Source organism: Hymenobacter glaciei (assembly GCF_039539585.1).
Classification (GTDB): Bacteria; Bacteroidota; Bacteroidia; order Cytophagales; family Hymenobacteraceae; genus Hymenobacter; species Hymenobacter glaciei.
The window spans coordinates 312,580-327,910 of sequence record NZ_BAABDK010000010.1 but is presented as its reverse complement, the minus strand read 5'-3'; the positions used below and the strand labels follow the sequence as shown (position 1 = coordinate 327,910).

General features: G+C 58.2%; 14 protein-coding genes. 3 read left to right on the top strand and 11 right to left on the bottom strand.

Annotated features, from left to right (window positions below; all coding sequences use genetic code 11):
* Nucleotides 1-56 precede the first annotated feature (56 nt).
* Both dnaJ and ABD837_RS06160 read right to left on the bottom strand, forming a co-directional pair.
* Nucleotides 57-1,196: a molecular chaperone DnaJ gene (gene dnaJ / locus ABD837_RS06165; protein WP_345051639.1), complete on the bottom strand. Its 1,140-nt coding sequence runs from the start codon at nucleotides 1,194-1,196 to the stop codon at nucleotides 57-59.
* Nucleotides 1,197-1,313: 117 nt separating this feature from the next.
* Entirely contained in the window at nucleotides 1,314-1,895 is a 582-nt protein-coding gene (locus ABD837_RS06160; protein ID WP_345051636.1) for a nucleotide exchange factor GrpE, read from the bottom strand.
* Nucleotides 1,896-2,035: 140 nt separating this feature from the next.
* Between ABD837_RS06160 and ABD837_RS06155 the strand changes: the two genes are divergently transcribed.
* Nucleotides 2,036-2,512: a hypothetical protein gene (locus ABD837_RS06155; protein WP_345051634.1), complete on the top strand. Its 477-nt coding sequence runs from the start codon at nucleotides 2,036-2,038 to the stop codon at nucleotides 2,510-2,512.
* A gap of 3 nt (nucleotides 2,513-2,515) precedes the next feature.
* On the opposite strand, the gene obgE is transcribed toward ABD837_RS06155, so the two are convergent.
* From obgE to ABD837_RS06130, 5 genes are all read right to left on the bottom strand, one after another.
* Nucleotides 2,516-3,505: a GTPase ObgE gene (gene obgE, locus ABD837_RS06150; RefSeq protein WP_345051632.1), complete on the bottom strand. Its 990-nt coding sequence runs from the start codon at nucleotides 3,503-3,505 to the stop codon at nucleotides 2,516-2,518.
* A gap of 159 nt (nucleotides 3,506-3,664) precedes the next feature.
* Entirely contained in the window at nucleotides 3,665-4,288 is a 624-nt protein-coding gene (locus tag ABD837_RS06145) for an adenylate kinase (RefSeq protein WP_345051629.1), read from the bottom strand.
* Between the two features lie 75 nt (nucleotides 4,289-4,363).
* Entirely contained in the window at nucleotides 4,364-4,903 is a 540-nt protein-coding gene (locus ABD837_RS06140; RefSeq protein ID WP_345051626.1) for a phosphoribosyltransferase, read from the bottom strand.
* A gap of 232 nt (nucleotides 4,904-5,135) precedes the next feature.
* Nucleotides 5,136-7,412: a sodium-translocating pyrophosphatase gene (locus ABD837_RS06135; protein WP_345051624.1), complete on the bottom strand. Its 2,277-nt coding sequence runs from the start codon at nucleotides 7,410-7,412 to the stop codon at nucleotides 5,136-5,138.
* A 208-nt stretch (nucleotides 7,413-7,620) separates the two neighbouring features.
* Nucleotides 7,621-8,535, bottom strand: a complete 915-nt coding sequence (locus ABD837_RS06130) for a M20/M25/M40 family metallo-hydrolase (RefSeq protein ID WP_345051622.1) — start codon at nucleotides 8,533-8,535, stop codon at nucleotides 7,621-7,623.
* Between the two features lie 108 nt (nucleotides 8,536-8,643).
* Here ABD837_RS06130 and ABD837_RS06125 point away from each other — a divergent pair, with 108 nt between their 5' ends.
* Both ABD837_RS06125 and ABD837_RS06120 read left to right on the top strand, forming a co-directional pair.
* Nucleotides 8,644-9,894, top strand: coding sequence for a tetratricopeptide repeat protein (locus ABD837_RS06125; RefSeq protein ID WP_345051619.1), 1,251 nt, complete (start codon nucleotides 8,644-8,646; stop codon nucleotides 9,892-9,894).
* Nucleotides 9,894-11,282, top strand: coding sequence for a hypothetical protein (locus ABD837_RS06120; protein WP_345051616.1), 1,389 nt, complete (start codon nucleotides 9,894-9,896; stop codon nucleotides 11,280-11,282). The genes ABD837_RS06125 and ABD837_RS06120 overlap by 1 nt, the downstream gene beginning before the upstream one ends.
* 7 nt (nucleotides 11,283-11,289) lie before the next feature.
* Here ABD837_RS06120 and ABD837_RS06115 read toward each other — a convergent pair whose 3' ends face one another.
* The 4 genes from ABD837_RS06115 to ABD837_RS06100 all read right to left on the bottom strand — a co-directional run bounded on the left by ABD837_RS06115 (nucleotide 11,290) and on the right by ABD837_RS06100 (nucleotide 15,293).
* Nucleotides 11,290-12,366 carry a glycosyltransferase family 4 protein gene (locus ABD837_RS06115; protein ID WP_345051614.1) on the bottom strand — a complete coding sequence of 359 codons (1,077 nt, stop codon included), beginning with the start codon at nucleotides 12,364-12,366 and terminating at the stop codon, nucleotides 11,290-11,292.
* Nucleotides 12,367-12,406: 40 nt separating this feature from the next.
* Nucleotides 12,407-13,549: a dTDP-4-amino-4,6-dideoxygalactose transaminase gene (gene rffA / locus ABD837_RS06110; protein WP_345051611.1), complete on the bottom strand. Its 1,143-nt coding sequence runs from the start codon at nucleotides 13,547-13,549 to the stop codon at nucleotides 12,407-12,409.
* Between the two features lie 62 nt (nucleotides 13,550-13,611).
* Complete coding sequence (locus ABD837_RS06105; protein WP_345051608.1) at nucleotides 13,612-14,346, bottom strand: GNAT family N-acetyltransferase; 735 nt, start codon at nucleotides 14,344-14,346, stop codon at nucleotides 13,612-13,614.
* Nucleotides 14,343-15,293 (bottom strand): glycosyltransferase family 2 protein, encoded by a 951-nt coding sequence (locus tag ABD837_RS06100; protein WP_345051605.1) that lies wholly within the window; start codon nucleotides 15,291-15,293, stop codon nucleotides 14,343-14,345. Before ABD837_RS06100 ends, ABD837_RS06105 begins: the two co-directional genes overlap by 4 nt.
* Nucleotides 15,294-15,331 lie beyond the last annotated feature (38 nt).

Here is a 15,331-nt window from a genome sequence, read left to right as displayed (position 1 = left end):
AAAGCCCGCCTTCCCATTGAGGAAGGCGGGCTTTGTATTGTAAAACACTTGGGTGCTTACGCGAAATATTCCTTCACTTTCTCGAAGAAGCCCTTCTCGTTCTTGCCGGGGTGTGGTGTAAAGTTGTCCGAATCGCGCAGCTTCTCCAGCAGCTCGCGCTCCTGGTTGCTCACGTTTTTAGGCGTCCACACGTTCAGGTGAATGAGTTGGTCGCCGCGGCCGTAGCCGTTCAGGTCCTTGATGCCCTTGCCGCGCAGGCGCAGAATTTTGCCAGGCTGCGTGCCGGGGTCCACCTTGATTTTCACCTTGCCCTCAATGGTCGGCACTTCCAGGTTGGCACCCAGGGCGGCATCGACGAACGAGATATACTGCTCGAACATGATGTTGTTGCCGTCGCGCTTCAGGAACTCGTGCGGTTCCTCCTCAATCTGAATGAGCAGGTCGCCGGGCACACCGCCGCGCTCCGGGAAGTTGCCTTTGCCGTTCATGCTCAGCTGCATGTCGTTGGCCACACCGGCGGGGATATTGATGGGAATCACCTCCTCGTGCAGCTGGCGGCCTTCGCCTTTGCACGCGTCGCAGGTGGCCACAATGGTTTTGCCTTCGCCGTTGCAGGTGGGACAGGTGCTAGAGCTCACCATCTGGCCGAGCATGGTGTTCACCACGCGCTTGGTCTGGCCCTGGCCCTGGCAGGTGGGGCAGGTTTTGAGGTCGGTGCCATTTTTGGCGCCGGTGCCACTGCACGGCTGGCACGCCACGTAGCGCTTCACCTTGATTTTCTTCTCCACGCCGTTGGCGATTTCCTCCAAATCAAGCTTCAGCTTGATGCGCAGGTTCGAGCCTTTGCGCTGGCGCCGGCCACCGCCCTGGCGCCCGCCCCCGAAAAAGCCTTCGAAGCCCCCGCCACCACCGAAAATATCGCCGAACTGCGAGAAGATGTCCTCCATGTTCTGCGGACCGCCGCCACCGCCGCTGCTCTGGTGGCCGTACCGGTCGTAGCGTGCCCGCTTGTCCGCGTTGCTAAGCACTTCGTACGCCTCAGCAGCCTCCTTGAACTTGTCCTCGGCCGTTGGGTCGTCGGGGTTTTTATCGGGGTGGTACTTGATGGCCATCTTGCGGTAAGCCGACTTGATTTCGTCGCCCGCCGCATTCTTGGCAATGCCTAATATTTCGTAATAATCGCGCTTAGTAGCCATTTTCTGCTTTATGAATCATCTGTCATCCTGAGCGTAGCGAAGGACCTTATCATAGCCGAGCAATTTGTTTCAGCGTGATAAGGTCCCTTGATACGCTCAGGATGGCAGTTAGTTAATTTACTGCCCAAGCACCACTTTGGCGTGGCGAATTACCTTGTCGCCCAAATAATAACCCTGCTCCACCACGTCCACGATTTTCCCTTTCAGGTCGTCGCTCGGTGCCGGAATCTGGGTGATGGCCTCGTGCAGTTCGGCATCGAAGTCGCCACCCTTGGCCTCCATCGCGGTCAAACCCTTTTGCTGGAGCGTTTTGTTCAGCTTGGTCTGAATAATCTCGATGCTTTCGCGCACGGCGTTGGCATCGGTAGTAGCCTGGGTAGCATTGCGGGCACGCTCGAAATCGTCGAGCACCGGCAGCAGGGCTACCATCAGCTCCTGATTGGCGGTTTTGAACAGGTCGATACGCTCCTTACTGGTGCGCCGCTTGTAGTTCTCAAACTCGGCGGCCAGGCGCAGGTACTTGTCTTTGATTTCGGCCAGCTCGGCATCGGTGCGGGACTCCTGCGGCTGCGGCGCACCGGTGGCCGTCATGTTCGGGTCGGTGATTTCACCGTCGGCGCTATCGGTCATTTCGCCGGCTACGTGGGTGGGGTCAGCGGTCAGGTTGTCGTCCTGGGGCAAGGTGTTCTCGTCAGCCATTTTAGGAAATATTCGTCGGAAGGGGTTTTTCACGGGGTTAGCCGGTTGGTCACGTTGCGGGCGCAATTCACTTGCCAAAGGGGAGGCGGCTGCCATAGTGGCACGGCATCTACTTCTGACCTTTTGCCAATCTTTGTAGGATGAAAAACTATTGGGCTGGCTTGTTGATGGCGATGCTGGGCATCCTTTTTCTTGGACTGAATACAAACACCAACTCTTCCGGTGCATTAGGGATTCTTGCCTTTGCACTCATTTTCGCGGCTATTCCTTTTGCTATTTATAATACATTTGCAGCCAGCCGCTTTACATTGATTACGGCCGTTGCTTCTCCGCTTATTCTTGGCCTAACGTGGGGCAAATGGGCAACGTATCTGCAAAATCGCCAGCTAGATTCGAGAGGCATTACTACTAAAGGGGTTGTGTTCGCAACCTGGAAAGAGAGAACCAAAAACGGCGGCCAGCAGAAACTATTTAAAGCCACATTTCAAGCAGCTTTAGAAACACATGAAACCACTTCTCACAACAACCTGAATAATTTACAAAAGGGCGACACCATTGTAGTGAAGTACATTCCGACTGACCCAAGCACCTACCAGATTATTGGCCTCAAGGAATAATTTCTACTCATGCAACGCCTTCCAAATCATGTCCTTCAGCGGCGTGATGTTCTTGTTCGTGAGGCTGGAAATGAAGATGGCGGGCACCTCAGCTGGGAGCGTGGCGCGGATTTCAGCCTCCAGTTCCTCATCAATCATGTCGGACTTGGTGATGGCCAGCAGCCGCTTCTTGTCCAGCAGCTCAGGGTTGAACTGTTCCAACTCGCCGATTAGCACCTTGTATTCGGCATCAATGTCGGGCGAGTCGCAGCTTATCATAAAGAGCAGCATGGAGTTGCGCTCGATGTGGCGCAGGAAACGGGTACCCAAGCCCTTGCCCTCGGCCGCGCCCTCAATGATGCCGGGAATGTCGGCCATCACGAAGGACATGTAGTCGCGGTAGGCCACCACGCCCAGGTTAGGCACGAGCGTGGTGAAGGCGTAATCGGCAATCTTGGGTTTGGCGGCCGACACCACCGACAGCAGCGTGCTCTTGCCCGCGTTCGGAAAGCCCACGAGGCCTACGTCGGCCAGCAGCTTCAGCTCTAGGATGACAATGGCCTCGATGGCCGGCTCGCCGGGCTGCGCGTACTCGGGGGCTTGGTTGATGGAGTTTTTGAAATGGTCGTTGCCCCAGCCGCCGCGCCCACCGGGCACGAGGATAAGCCGCTGGCCGTGCTCCGTGATTTCCAGCAGGTGGGTGCCGTCGGGGTCGCGGGCCACGGTGCCAAGGGGCACTTGCAGCACAATATCTGCGCCCTGAGCGCCGCTGCGCAGGTTTTCGCCCCCACCGTCGCCGTCTTTGGCGAACACGTGCTTCTGGTATTGCAGGTGCAACAGCGTCCAGAGCTGCGAGTTTCCTTCGAGAATAATGTGGCCGCCGCGGCCGCCGTCGCCACCATCGGGCCCACCGTTGGGCAAGCCCTTAGCCCGGAAAAAGTGGTGCGAGCCCGCGCCGCCTTTGCCCGAGCGGCAGATGAGTTTGACGTAGTCGATGAAGTTATTAGAGGCCACGGAGATGGGGTATTGAGGTAAAAAACGGTCATCCTGAGCGTAGCGAAGGACCTTGTCACGTTGAGGAATGCCGGCAGAACTGACGTTCTAATGCCGGTTTTCTAACGTGACAAGGTCCTTCGCTACGCTCAGGATGACAGTCGTATTGAAAACGTAAAGTTACGCCTTTACTTCTTTGGTAGCTGCGGCCGGGGTTTCGGGCTTCACGGTCTGGTGCTGGTCAATCAGGCCGCAGATTTGGCCGAAGATGCTGTCGATGGGACCGATGCCGTTGAGGGCGTGGAATTTATTCTGCGTGGCGTAATAGCCAGCTACCTGGGCCGTCTCGGTGTTATACACCTTCACGCGGCGGCGGATTTTGGTCTCGTCCTGGTCGTCGGGGCGGTTGCTGGTTTTGCCGCGCTCCAGCAGGCGGGTAACCAGCTCTTCTTCCTGTACTTCGAGCGCAATCATGCAGCCAATGTGCGTGTTGTGCTCGGCCATCAGGCGGTCAAGGCTTTCGGCCTGGGCCACGGTGCGAGGAAAGCCATCGAAAATGAAGCCGCCCGCCTGCGGATTATTCTCGAGCGCGCTGCCAATCATGCCAATCACCACGGCATCGGGCACGAGCAAGCCTTCATCCATCAGCTTTTTGGCTTGTATGCCCAGCTCGGTGCCTTCGGCAATCTGGGCGCGCAACAGGTCGCCGGTGCTCAGGTGCACAAGGTTATACTGGGCGATAAGTTTCTGGCTCTGGGTTCCTTTGCCGGCGCCGGGAGGGCCGAACAGCACGATATTCAACATGAACGAGAAGAGTTGCGCGGAGGCAGGTGGGTTAGTGGGGTTGGGCAAGTTACTCAATCGGGGGCAGAAACGTTGCTATACGGCCACGTACACGTCGGGCAGGTTGCGGCCCAGCCCGTCGTAGTCGAGGCCGTAGCCCACCACAAAATCGTTGGGAATTTCCTTAGCCACGTAGCGGATGTTTAACTCGTGGCGCAGGCTTTCGGGCTTGAAAAACAGCGTGGCTATCTCCACCGAAGCGGGGCCTTTGCTTTGCAGCGTAGGCAACAGGTGGTGCATGGTGGTGCCGGTGTCCACAATGTCTTCAACCAGAATGATGTCGCGGCCCTGCACTTCTTCACGCAGGCCCAGCACCTCCTGTACCACCCCGGTGCTGCTCGTGCCTTCGTAGGAGGCCACGCGGATGAAGACAATCTCGCACTCGCCTTGGTAGTGCTTCAGCAAATCGGAGGCAAACATGAAGCCCCCGGTAAGCACCACTACAAACAGTGGCTGCCGGCCCGCATAATCGGCACTGAGGCGGGCCGCTAACCCGACCACAGCTTCATCCAGCTGAGTAGCCGACAGATACGGCCTGAATTCTTTGTCGTGGATGGTTACGTTGGCGTGGCCCATGCGGCGCGAAGGGTGTAATGGAGCCGCAAAGCTAATCATGGATTTAGCCGAATTTTTCGGATTCCACGGATTTAGTGGACAATACCGTTTGGTACCGTGCGCTACTCCTACCTGCAACCGCAACAAAAAAGGCCGCCCGTAGGACGACCTTTTTTGAGATTGAACCGCGGCGGGCTGCCTGCGGTTGGCATCATTTGACGCCACTGTAACCTAGCACAATGGTGTCCGGTGGCTACTTTACCAAAACGGTGTACACCACGCGCAGGGCGGCCGGGGCTACCTCTTCCATGGCGTAGCGCACGTGGGGGCGGGCAGCTACTTCTACCCGCTCCTTTTCGAGTTGCACCGGCGCCATGCCGCGCTCGCCGTCTTTTACAGCGATGTGAGGCGCGATAACCAGCGACACAATGCTCATCAGCTTAATAAGGATGTTCATGCTGGGGCCCGAAGTGTCCTTAAAAGGGTCGCCGACGGTGTCGCCGGTTACCGAGGCCTTGTGAGCTTCGGAGCCTTTGTACTGCATTACGCCGTTTACCATCACGCCTTTCTCGAAGGATTTTTTGGCGTTATCCCAGGCTCCACCAGCGTTGCTCTGGAACATGGCCATGAGCACGCCGCTCACCGTGACACCGGCCAACAGCCCGCCTAGTACTTCGGGCGAAGACGCATTCGAGAACAAACCCCGGCAGCCGAAACCTACGATAATGGGCGTGAGCAAAGCAATGGCCCCGGGCAAAATCATTTCCCGAATGGCTGCCTGGGTCGAAATAGCCACGCACTTCTCGTACTCCGGCCGCCCAGTACCTTCCATAATGCCTGGAATCTCGCGGAACTGACGGCGCACTTCCTGCACCATGGCCATGGCGGCACGGCCCACAGCAGCAATGGCCAACGAGGAGAATATAAACGGAATCATAGCGCCGATGAATACTCCGGCCAGCACGGGGGCTTTGCTAATGTCGATAGACGTGATGTTGGCAGTACCCATGAAAGCGGCAAACAGAGCCAGCGACGTGAGCGCGGCCGAGGCAATAGCGAAGCCCTTGCCGGTGGCGGCGGTGGTGTTGCCCACGGCATCCAGAATATCGGTGCGCTCGCGTACTTCCTTGGGCAGCTCGCACATTTCGGCGATGCCACCGGCGTTGTCGGCAATGGGGCCAAAGGCGTCGATGGCCAGTTGCATGGCGGTTGTGGCCATCATGCCAGCGGCAGCAATAGCCACGCCGTAGAGGCCAGCCGCCTCGTAGCTGAGCACGATGCCGGCGGCCAGCACCAGGATGGGCAGCACCGTGGACTCCATACCCACGGCCAGACCGCCGATAACGGTGGTGGCATGGCCCGTGCTGCTTTGCTGAATGATGCTATTGACCGGGCGCTTGCCCATGGCTGTGTAGTACTCCGTGATGATGCTCATCAGCGTGCCTACTACCAATCCTACCAGTACCGCATAGAAAACGTGCATAGCATCGAAACCAATGCCACGAATGGTGAAGGTGCCGCTCGGCAGAATCCACATAATCAAGCCATAGGCTCCTGCCGCTGATACAGCCACCGAAATGTAGTTACCCGTATTGAGTGCGCCCTGAACGTTGCCGCCCTCTTTCACCCGCACACAAAGAATGCCGATAAGGGAGGCAATAATGCCCATGCCCGCAATGGCCATCGGCAGGAAAATGGGCGAAAGGCCACCGAAATTATCAATCATGCGGTCCGAGCCTTGGCTTATCATTTCCTTGCCCAGCACCATAGTAGCAAGGATGGTAGCCACATAGGAGCCAAACAAGTCGGCCCCCATGCCGGCCACATCGCCCACGTTATCGCCCACGTTGTCGGCGATGGTGGCGGGGTTGCGAGGGTCGTCTTCCGGAATACCGGCTTCTACTTTGCCCACGAGGTCGGCCCCTACGTCGGCTGCTTTGGTGTAGATTCCGCCACCCACCCGGGCAAACAGGGCTATGCTTTCAGCACCCAGCGAGAAGCCGGTGAGAACCTCGAGGGCTTTTTCCATCTCCTGCCCGTTGGCCATGCCGCTGGGCACAAACATCTTATAGAATACAATGAACAGCGAGCCCAGGCCGAGTACGGCCAGGCCAGCCACGCCCATGCCCATTACCGAACCGCCCGAAAACGAGACATTGAGGGCGGTGCTGAGGCTGGTTTTGGCGGCCTGCGCGGTGCGCACGTTGGCTTTGGTCGCAATCTTCATCCCGATGAAGCCGGCCAAGGCCGAGAATACCGCGCCAATCAGAAAGGCGATGACGATGACGGGGCTGGAGTTGCCACTGGTGCTGCCCAGGTAGAACAGGAAAGCTCCGGCAATGAGGCCAAACAAGGCTAGTACCTTGTATTCAGCTTTCAGAAAGGCAATGGCACCGTCGGCGATGTAGCCGGCAATAGTCGTCATGCGAGCATCGCCTGCGTCTTGGCGAGCTACCCAGCTAGCACGAATCGCAGTATAGAACAGCGCAAGGACACCCATGATGGGCACTGCGTAGAGGTAATTCGTCATAAAAAGTGAACGGGTGGGAAAAAGTGAATTAAGCGGTTTTCGGTTCGCAAAATAGCGGAAATTGAAGCGAATCCAAGTTTATGTGATTTAGCCACTCCGAATCAGGGATGTTACTCGTGGCTTCCTCACCATTTGCCCAGAGCGACAGCCAGTTTAGCGACAACCGCATTGAACCCGTGATTGGGAACGCCCCCAAGGGCCTCCTCATTTAGAGTTCGCGCATCAGCACTTGGTAAAGCGCGAGCATGCTGGCAATATCACGCTTATCCACCAATTCGTTGGGAGTGTGCACGTGGTCTTCGGGTGCGCCAACAAAGCACCAGTCCCAAGGTGCAGCGGCGTGCTGTAGTTCCTTGGCGTCGGAGCCCCCGCTGCCTTCAACTTCGAGCTGGTGCGGAACACCCGAAGCTGCCGCAATGGCCCGGATGCGGTTGATGTAGCTGCGGCGTGGAATGAGCGAGTCGCGCAGCGAAATAGCGCAACCCTGGCCGGCGTGCACGCCTTCCGTTACCCAGGTAATATCGGAGATGAGGGCCTGGCGTACGCCGTAAATTTCGTAAATGTGCTTGGCTAGGTAAGCAACGGAGCCACCACCGTGTTCTTCCCAGCACGAGAAGGCGATGATGCCATGCTCGAGGGTTTCGCAGAGGCGCAGGGCATTCCACACGCCAAGGCGGTTGTCGAGGTAACAGCTTTGTACTGTAGTTTCGGTTTCGCGGAAGTCGCAACGAAAGGTGAGTTCGGTGCCGCGGTCGATTTCACGCGGGAACGCATAACTAAGTTCGCCGGTTTCTTCATCAACCGTTAAAGTACAATCTATCTCTCCTTGCGAATCTTTCCCCACCAAGCGATATCCGGCCTCGGCCTGCGGGCCCCCGATGCGCACGAGCTGGCGCCCGTAGCGCACCGTGAAGCCGATGCTGTCGAGGTGGGCAAAGACAGCCGTGCGGGGCTCGCCAAACACCAACAGAAGGCAATCCTGCAGGTTTTCGTGGGCTACCACGCGGGGCTGGTGCTGCCACGAGGCCTGATGCTGGCGCACGTAGTCGAGGACAAATGTTGTGAGTGGGGCTTCGTTGCCCGAGGGAGCCGCAATGCGGCACAAATTGTGCAGAAGCTGCATAGGAAACAGGGAAAACGCCCAAAGCTAGGCCAAAGTCCGTACTTTAGCTGTTCCATTTCCTCTTCGGCTCTTCCGCGGAATGCCGGCCCTGCCCTCTATATATCTCTTATGCTGCGTTCGCTGCTTTGTTTCTGCCTCGGGCTGCTGTTGCTGCCGCTGTCGGGCCGAGCCCAAACGCCTGATACCATTCGCACTCCGCCGCCAATGCGCACCGTGGCGCTCGATTCGGTGGGCGTAATGCCTTCGGCCGTAGATACGCAAGGCTGGCTACTGCTCGACAAGGATATTCAATTAGAATTGGATGGGGCTGTCCATAATATTTACAATTTTAAGTTCGACAAAGCTGAAAAACAGTTTCGCTCGCTGCGTCGTCGCTACCCCAACCACCCGATGCCCTACTTTTTGCTGGGCCTCAGCACCTGGTGGAAGATTCAGCCCTCCCGCTTCCAGTCGACGCAGTACGACAAAGCTTTCTTTGCATACCTCGACACGGCTGCAACCAAGGCCCAAAAGCTATTCGACGCTGACAATAACAACTACGAAGCAAGCTTTTTTCTATCGGCCGCCTACGGATTTTCGGCGCGGCTGCACGGCGAGCGTCACGATTGGCGCAAAGCCACTGTGAATGCCCGGCGCTCACTCAACTACCTCAAAAAGAGTCAGGAAGCAAACGGATTGAGTCCGGAATTTCAGTTCGGGCAGGCACTGTTCAACTACTACTCTATCTGGATTGGCGAAAACTATACCTTGCTTAAACCAGTGCTGCTGTTTTTTCCGAAGGGCGATAAAAAAGTAGGACTTCAACAATTGCGCAGTGTGGCGGCCAACGGCTTTTACACGGCAACCGAAGCGAAGGTCTATTTGATGCTCATCCTCAAAAACGAAGAGAATAACGCTGAGGAAGCACTGCCAGTGGCCAGACAGCTGGCCTTCACTTACCCCGACAACGGTTACTTTCAGCGTTTCTATGCCTTGCTAGCTTACGACCAAGGCGATTTTGCGGACTGCGAGCGTGTGAGCCGCGAGATTCTCGACAAAATCAACAAAGGCATGCCCGGCTACGAGGCCATCAGCGGGCGGTACGCCAGCTATTTCCTCGGTTACCTGATGCAAAACCGCTACCGCGACTTGGCCAAGGCCAAGGATTACTTCCAACGGTGCATCGTATTTTCGGAAAGCACCGGGGATATCGACGCTGGTTTTTATCTGTTTGCCAATGCCAACTTGGCCCGCATCGCGGCGAAGGAAAAAAATGTGGCAGCTGCCAAGCGCTACTACAACGTGGTGGTTGACAAGGCCCCCCGGAAGTCGGAGATGTTCAAGGAAGGCAAAAAATACTTGGCTTCGGCCCCGAAGTAATGGTGAAGACACTGTTTTTGTCGCTTCAGGACCTGCTCCTGACGCCGATATACCTCGGTATACTTTATGGTATTGCCTATGCCGTGCGGTCGAAGGTAACCAATGTGTACACCCGCAAGTACTTCATACCGGCGCTGACCATTAAATTCATCGGGGCCATCATGTTTGGCCTGATTTACGAGTTTTACTACCATGGCGGCGACACCAGCGGCTATTTCGCCGAGTCGCATCGCGTGTACGACATCATGGGCCGCGATTTTACCGAAGGCTGGCAGTTGATGACTACAGCCGTGGGCGGCACCAGCCCGGCCACGCTGAAGTACGGCGGCATGTTCACCTGGTTCACGCATGCGCCCACTGAGGACTTTGTGGTGCGCCTGTGCGTAGTGCTGGCCATCCTCAGCTTCGGCACCTACACGGTAATGGCCCTATTTTTTGCCGTGCTCAGCTTCAGCGGGATGTGGGCCATGTACATCACCTTCATCAAGTTACGGCCGCAACTGTACGAGAAGCTGGCACTGGCCGTACTGTTTATTCCGTCGGTGTTTTTCTGGGGTTCGGGTGTGATGAAGGATTCCCTTTGCATTGGGGCGCTGGGTTGGGTATTTTACGCGTTCTATCGTGGAGCTATCGAGAAGAAGAACATTCTACGCGTCACCATCACCGGCCTGATTGCAGCAGTTCCGCTCGTGGAAACCAAGATTTACATCCTGCTGGCGTTCCTGCCGCCGGCTTTGCTGTGGGTGTTCAACGAAAACAGCACCCGCATTAAAAGCGCGGGATTGCGCCTGGTTGCCAAGCCTGTGCTGCTGCTGGTGGGCGGTGGGCTGGCGTATGTGGCCGCCACCACCCTCACGGCCGGCGATGAGCGCTACGACATTGATGCCATCGGTGAGCGCACCAAAATCACGGCCGACTACCTCTACATCACCAGTGTGACGCAGGAAGGCTCGGCCTACAACATCGGCAAGCTCGACGGCTCGATTGGCAGCATGATAAAAATCAGCCCACAAGCCATTGTGGTGACTTTGTTCCGCCCCTTCTTGTGGGAAGTTCGCAACCCCATCATGTTGCTCTCGGCATTTGAAGCACTGTTCTACTTGTACTTCACCATCCGCACGTTTTATCGAGCGGGAGTGGCCCGAGGGCTCAGCCTAGTTGCCACCACGCCCATCCTGACGCTGTGCTTCGTGTTCTCACTGATTTTTGGGGCGACGGTGGGCATTTCAAGCAGCAATTTTGGTACGCTGGTGCGCTACAAAATTCCGCTGATGCCCTTTTATATGTGCGGCCTGCTCATCATGGAAGATATCGCCCGCATGGGCCGTGTGCCCAAGCGCACGGCTGTAGCGGCGCGCCGGCCACAGACTAACCTTCGGCCGGCTTAAGGGTGTTTTACGAGAACAAGCCCAGAAAATTCGGAGTGTTGGCCACTACGGAGTAGCGCTGCTCGACAGTGCGGCGAGCTGCCTGGCCCAGGCGTGTACGCAGCGGCGCATCGATTAACAACTGCTTGAGGGCGATGTACCACTCGTCGGGCGTGGTGCACACGTAGCCGTTTTCGCCATTCTGCACCACTTCGGTGTTCATGCCTACCGGCGATACCACGGCGGGCATACCCAAGGCCATGTATTGCAGTGCTTTAAAGGCGCACTTACCTTTGGCCCAAGGGTCGTCTTCCAGTGGCATCAGGCCAAAGTGGAAGCCCAGCAGGTCGGCAATTTCCGTATCCTTGCGCCAGGGCTGGAACTTGAGCGAGCGCAGCGGGACCGACAGCACGGGCGGCTGATTGGAGATAACGCGAAACTCAAAATCCAGCCCTTCGGCTTCGAGACGAGCCAGCACGGGCAGCACGGGCTCAAGATACTTGAGGGTGGAGTGGGTGCCCGTCCAGCCGATGACGAGGCGACCGGGGGCCGTCTGGTCGCGCACCTGGTTGTGCAGGTGCACCGTGTCGATGGTAGTGGGGTTGACAACGGTGCTGGGGTTGAACTGCCGGGCGTAGGCCGCCAGGTAGCCGTTGCCGCAGCTGTTGCGGTAGGCCCAGCGGCAAATGCTGTCCACCTTGTGGTGGAATTTCAGGCCCGCCGCTATGCTGTTGGCCGCCGAAGTATTCGGAATCCAGATGGCGTCGTCAAAGTCGTAAATGAGCTTTTTGCCCAGCACTTTTGAGATGAGCCACTCGAACACGGGCGGCCCCAGCGGCGCTGCCTCACGGTGCACAAAGATGTAGTCGTAACCCGGCACGCTTGGCAGCAGTAGCAGCCGCCGCCCAAACCCGGCCGCGATGCCCAACGCCTTTTGCAGCGCCCGGCCCGGCTTGTAGAGAATGCTCCAGGTTTCGGGGCTGATAAAGGGTGCCAAGTGGTACTCGTGCCCGTACGCGGTCAGGATGTCGAGGTACTGCTCGAAGCGGAAGCGCTGCGACGGGGCCTGGCCGGGCGGGTATGGAACAAGAAAAAGAATGCGCACGGTATCGTGGTGCACCCCTGGGCCGCCCGCGACGGGCAGCCTAGCGGCTGTGATAAAAATTCAGAATGGCGCTGATAACACGCTGCTGCAGGGCCGGCGTGAGCTCGTAATAGAGTGGCAGGCGTACCAGGCAGTCGGTGTAGAAATCGGACCAAGGCAACTCGCGGCCGTCGTGCTTGTCGGCGTAGAAGGGGCTTTTGTGCAGCGACAGGTAGTGGAACACCGGCAGAATCTGCTGCTCGCGCAGGTGTTCAATCAGGGCGGTGCGCTCGGCCAGACTGGTGCAGGTGAGGTAGAACATGTGCCCGTTGTTGGTGGCGTAGGCCGGCAGGTTAGGCACGCCCACGCCGTACTTGCTCAGGCTGCTCAGGGCCGTGTGGTACACCTGCCACAGGGCCTTGCGCTGGTCCTGAATCTGGTCGAGGTTTTCGAGCTGCGCGTAGAGGAAGGCCGCGATGATGTCAGAGGGCAGGAAGGACGAGCCCATGTCCACCCAGCCGTATTTGTCGACTTCGCCCCGGAAAAAAGACGAGCGGTTGGTGCCTTTTTCGCGGATAATCTCGGCGCGTTGCGCAAAGCGCGGGTCGTTGATGGCCAGCATGCCGCCTTCGCCCGAAATAATATTCTTGGTTTCGTGGAAGGAAAAAGCCGCCAGTTCGCCGAGGCTACCAAGGGGCTTGCCGTTATAGTACGAGTCGATGGCCTGGGCGGCATCCTCCACCACGGCCAGCCCGTGGCGGGCAGCCAACGCCTGAATGGCGTCCATGTCGCAGGCAATGCCAGCGTAGTGCACCGGCACAATGGCGCGGGTACGCGGCGTAACCAATGCTTCAATGGCCGCCGCGTCGATGTTGGGGTTGAGGGCGGTGCTGTCGGCAAACACGATTTTGGCTCCGCGCAGCACAAAAGCATTGGGCGTGGAGACGAATGTGTAGGATGGCACGATGACTTCGTCGCCGGGCTGCAAATCGAGCAGGATGGCCGCCATTTCCAACGCATCGGTGCAGCTGGTGGTTAGCAGCACTTTATGAAATCCAAACCGCTCTTCAAAGAACTGGTGGCAGCGCTTGGTAAACAGGCCATCGCCGGAGATTTTGCCGGAGCGCACAGCTTCTTCGATGTAGGTGGTTTCCTTGCCCGACAGGTAAGGCTTGTTGAACGGGATGGCCGTGGAAGTAGTCATAGAAAGTAGTAGGCGGTGCAAACGCAGCCGCAAAGGTACGCAGGCGCGGTGGGTACCGGGCCTTACAACCAGAAGTGGTAGATATGCTCGACCTGCCACTCCACAAAGCCGCAGCGGCGGTAGAAGCAGCAGGCGGGCTCGTTGTCGAGCTGCGTCACGACCTGCAACTCGGCCAGCCCCCAGGCGGCGGTGCGCTGCCGGGCGGCAGCCACCAGCTGCTGCCCGATGCGCTGCCCGCGCGCCTCGGCATCCACGGCCAGCAAGCCAATATCGGCGCGGCCGTTTTTCAGACCCAGCGTGAGCAGGCCCTGGGCGTGGCCGGTACTTGCTGTATCAAAAACCAATACTTCGCGGGCAATTTGGTGGTTCAGCGAGTTTTGGAGCCAGCGGTGGTAGAGGCCGGGGAAGACCGTGGGGGCGAAGTTGGCATCGAGCCGGAAGCGCGAATACTCGCCGCTTTGCAGGGCTAGGCTTTCGAGCTGCGGCGTCCAAAAGGTGGTGGGCTGAATGGCCGGGCCCAGGAGCGCGGACTGCTCGGCCAGGCCAACGGGCATGGCAAACGTCACCTTGCGGTCGGCGAGCCACGCGCCGGCGGTGTGAGCGCTGGCGTTGCTGGCCGCATCGTCGGGAGCAGCAATGAGGTAGAGCAGGCGCAAGCCGGCGGCGCGAGCCTCGGCTACGCAGCGGGTCAAATCCTCCGGCGCGAGGTTTTCAGCTTTGAGGCGCGCTACGCCAAAACCCATGAATTCGCTGTCCCAGGCCAAGGACTGGAGGGCATTGACGGAGGGAGTGCTCATGCAGTCGCGGTGGCGGTGGTATCGATGTCGACCAAATAGATTGGCCGGTTCTTCACTTGCTCAAAGGTTTTGCCCAGGTACAGGCCCACCATGCCGAGCACCGACAGCAGCAGGCCCGAGAAGAACCACACCGAAATAATGAGGCTGGTGTAACCCAGCACCAGAATGTGGCCCGTCAGAAACCGAACGAACATCACCAGCACCATCAGGAACGCCGAGGCGGAAACCAACAGCCCCAGCTTAATGGTCAGCCGCAGGGGTTTGTCTGAGTACGCCAGAATAATATCGAGCGCCAGGTTGATGAGGCTGCGGAAGTTGTAGCTGCTCGAGCCTTCGGCGCGCTCGGCATGCACCACATCCACAGCGCTGGTGCGAAAGCCCACCCAGCGCACCATGGTGGGGAAGTAGCGGATACTCTCGCGCATGCGCAGCACGGCATCCACCACTTTGCGGTGGTAGATGCCGAAGTTGGCAATGGCCGGGTCCTGCTTGGTATCGGTCAGGTACGAGAGCACGCCGTAGAAGGAGCGTGAAAAAAACCGCTTGAAGAACGTGTCCTGGCGCTGGGCGCGGCGGGCAAACACAATTTCGGCGGGCTTTTGCTGCGCGTGGGCCAGCAGGGCCGGAATCTCTTCGGGCTGGTCCTGCAGGTCGCAGTCCATCACCACCACCCACTCGCCGCGGCTGTGGTCGAGGCCGGCCGTAATGGCGCGGTGCTGGCCGAAGTTGCGGCTTAGGCGCAGGCCGCGTACGCGCGGGTCGAGGGCGGCTTGGGCCTGAATGCGGCCCCAAGAATTGTCCGGGCCGCGGTCGTCGACGAGGATGATTTCGAAGTTGTCGGTGATGGGAGCCAGACTGGCCTTGATACGGCGCACCAGTTCATCGAGCATGGCTTCGGCCCGGTACACGGGGCTGACAACGGAAATATAGGGAAGCGGAGCAGCCAAAGGGCACGAACAGTAAGTGAGCAAACGGAGCCGGGCTG